Consider the following 2,879-nt stretch of genomic DNA (forward strand, 5'->3'; position numbering starts at 1 on the left):
AGCAAACTTTATTTTTTATTGAGCAGTATAGCCACCATCGATAACGACAGCTTGACCAGTTATACCTTTCGCTTTTTCACTCGCTAAAAACATAGCATAATCAGCGATTTCTTGTACTTGTAGCAAACGCTTCTGTGGTACAAGTGGATAAATGACATCTTCTAAAACATTTTCAAGTGGTACATTTCGTGTAGTAGCTAAGTCTTGTAGTTGATTACGTACAAGAGGGGTATCGACATAACCAGGGCAAAGGGCATTAACAGTAATACCATGCGTAGCACCTTCTAAAGCGGCAACTTTTGTTAATCCAATTACGCCATGTTTTGCACTATTATAGGCAGCTTTTCCAGCAAACCCGACCAGGCCGTTAATAGAAGCGACATTAATAATACGACCATATTTTTGTTGTTTCATAATCGGAAAGGCATGCTTAATTGCGATAAACGGAGCAATTTGCATAATTTGAATTAGCAGCTCGAACTTTTCAGTTGGAAAGTCTTCAATGGGTGAAACGTGTTGCATTCCTGCGTTGTTAATTAATATATCTAATGAACCGAAATGATCAACTGTTTGAGAAATTGCTGCTGTAATTTCCTCTTCAGATGTAACGTCACATTTTAAACCGATAGCTTGAAAACCTTCATTTTGTAATTGTTCAGCAGCTTCTTTCGCACGTTCTTCAAGACGATCAGTAATCACAACTTTTGCACCTTCTTTTGCAAAAGTACTTCCCACTTCATATCCAATACCACTCGCAGCACCTGTTAAAAAGACAACTCGATTTGTAACCATGATGAAAAACATCCCTTCATAATAAAGTTTTCATAGTGCTCTATTTAGAGAGGTTATAATGAAATTCCTGCAAACATTTGGAAAAAATATCGCTAGCTATCTTGTTTTGCAAAATAGTCTTTGCTATACTATTTTGTAAAGCAAGATACTTACGCTTATCTATCTTGTAAAACAAGATAGTAGGAGGATTTGAATTATGTCGACAAGTCAAATGCTGAAAGGGATCTTAGAAGGATGCTTACTTGCTATTATTTCTGAAGGCGAAATATACGGTTATGAAATGAGTGAGAAGCTAGCAAAGTATGGTTTTACAATGGCGAGTGAGGGAAGTATTTATCCGTTATTAATACGAATGCAAAAAGAAGGATTAATAACAAGTGTAATGAAGGAATCTCCATCTGGTCCAAAGAGAAAATATTACACATTAACAGAAAAAGGCGAGGAAGCACTTGATGAATTTATGGATCGCTGGGAAGCGATGCAAAGTAGTGTAGAACGTTTACTTGAAGGGAAGGGAAGGAGAAAATAATGTCATCAAGTGAAGCACAAAAGTTTTTGTTAGATATGAGATTATTTTTGACGGCAAAGAGTGTGAAAGAAAGTGATATTGAAAACTTTTTAGAAGACGCAGAACTTCATTTAATAGAAGGTGAGAGTGAGGGGAAGAGTGTAGAAGATATTTTCGGAAGCTCACCGAAAGAATATGCAAATGAACTTGTAAAAGTGATGGAAAGAGATAGACAGGAAACGTGGAAGCAAATTGGTTTTACAGTAATGAATATCGTATCTTTTTGGATTATTGCTTCTATCTTAATAGTGAGTAATGGAATGTTACAGATTTCACTTATTCAGTGTATCGGTTACAGTTTTTCATTGATTTTAGTTGTTATGGGTCCTAATTTTCTACTTCGCAAAATGACCTTCGTCACAAGCTTTACAAAAACATGGTTTTCTATGTGGTCTTTAGTTATGATTGCTCCATTGTTTTTATTAGGAGCTGTTACGATATTAGATGTGATATATCCTACAAAAATGCTCACATTCACCGAAGTCCAAAGTTATATATTAGCTGGTGGGATTTTTATCATCACAGTAGCTATAAATATATATTTTGAAGGATGGTTTAAAAACTTATATTTAATCATTCCGCTTTCTATTATGTTAATGTTTAAAACATTTACATCTGAAGATCTTATGCCAATGCTATTTCAAATTATATGTTTATACGGAAGTTTGTTTATTTTAATTTTCCTTGAAATTATGATGAAGACGAATAGAAGAGAAACGGTTAAATAAGGGAGTGATAAAAGTGCTATCGAATGAAGGACAAAAGTTTTTAGATGATACTCAAGGGTATTTACGAACGAAGGGCATTAGAGAAGCTGATATTATTTCCTTTATAGAAGATGCGGAAGTTCATTTAATAGAAGGAGAAAAGAGAGGGAAGAGTGTAAATGATATATTCGGTCATGCTCCAAAAGAGTATGCAAATCAACTTGCCAAAGAGATGGAAGTTGATAAAAAAGGGAATTATAAATTATTGCTTTACTTTATTATAAATTTATTAGCATTCACGATGATGAAGAGTGTATTTTTTAGTGAAGCCGACCATCGTTTGTCTTATTCTTTAATTGAATTAATCGGATATCCGATTATGATTTTTGTAGGAATTAGTGTATTAATATGGGGCATGAGAACAGCCTCATTTAAGCGTAAAAGAACTGAATTTTTAATTATGTATATAACAGGTGCGATATGGTTTTTATCAATTTTCAGTATTGCATTATTAAATAATTTTTATGGTACAACATTTATTAAATTTACTGCGACAGAAAGCTTCATTCTTGTTGGAATAGTAGTTCTATTTGCAGCTATTGTAAATATTAAATTTGGTGGTTGGTTTACTTTGGCGTATTTACTAGTTCCAATTGCATTGGAATATGTATTCGTAATGATAGATTTATCAAGTATTATTGGAATGTATGTACAACAAATAATTCTTTTCATTGTTATTCATATGCTTTTGAAAATTCATATAAAATTAGAAAAAGGAAAGTATACGAATAAAAAGAGAGACAGTATTATTT

The 2,879-nt window shown here is 33.0% G+C and carries 4 protein-coding genes; 3 read left to right on the forward strand and 1 reads right to left on the reverse strand.

Going from position 1 to position 2,879, the window contains the following annotated elements; all coding sequences use genetic code 11:
- Window positions 1–15: 15 nt before the first annotated feature.
- Complete coding sequence (locus tag DN403_RS18315) at window positions 16–792, reverse strand: 3-hydroxybutyrate dehydrogenase (RefSeq protein ID WP_000258453.1); 777 nt, start codon at window positions 790–792, stop codon at window positions 16–18.
- Between the two features lie 196 nt (window positions 793–988).
- Between DN403_RS18315 and DN403_RS18320 the strand changes: the two genes are divergently transcribed.
- The 3 genes from DN403_RS18320 to DN403_RS18330 form a co-directional block, all read left to right on the forward strand.
- Window positions 989–1,321, forward strand: coding sequence for a PadR family transcriptional regulator (locus DN403_RS18320; RefSeq protein ID WP_000107977.1), 333 nt, complete (start codon window positions 989–991; stop codon window positions 1,319–1,321).
- Window positions 1,321–2,088: a DUF1129 domain-containing protein gene (locus DN403_RS18325; RefSeq protein ID WP_016077283.1), complete on the forward strand. Its 768-nt coding sequence runs from the start codon at window positions 1,321–1,323 to the stop codon at window positions 2,086–2,088. The genes DN403_RS18320 and DN403_RS18325 overlap by 1 nt, the downstream gene beginning before the upstream one ends.
- A 13-nt stretch (window positions 2,089–2,101) precedes the next feature.
- On the forward strand, window positions 2,102–2,879 hold a 778-nt coding region (locus DN403_RS18330), incomplete at its 3' end, for a DUF1129 domain-containing protein (RefSeq protein WP_149185660.1).

Source organism: Bacillus sp. AY2-1 (assembly GCF_008368965.1).
GTDB lineage: Bacteria > Bacillota > Bacilli > Bacillales > Bacillaceae_G > Bacillus_A > Bacillus_A thuringiensis_S.

Coding starts and splice junctions, on each gene's coding strand:
- DN403_RS18315 (WP_000258453.1), bottom strand. CDS start 792: ATGGTTACAAATCGAGTTGTCTTTTTAACAGGTGCTGCGAGTGGTATT.
- DN403_RS18325 (WP_016077283.1), top strand. CDS start 1,321: ATGTCATCAAGTGAAGCACAAAAGTTTTTGTTAGATATGAGATTATTT.
- DN403_RS18320 (WP_000107977.1), top strand. CDS start 989: ATGTCGACAAGTCAAATGCTGAAAGGGATCTTAGAAGGATGCTTACTT.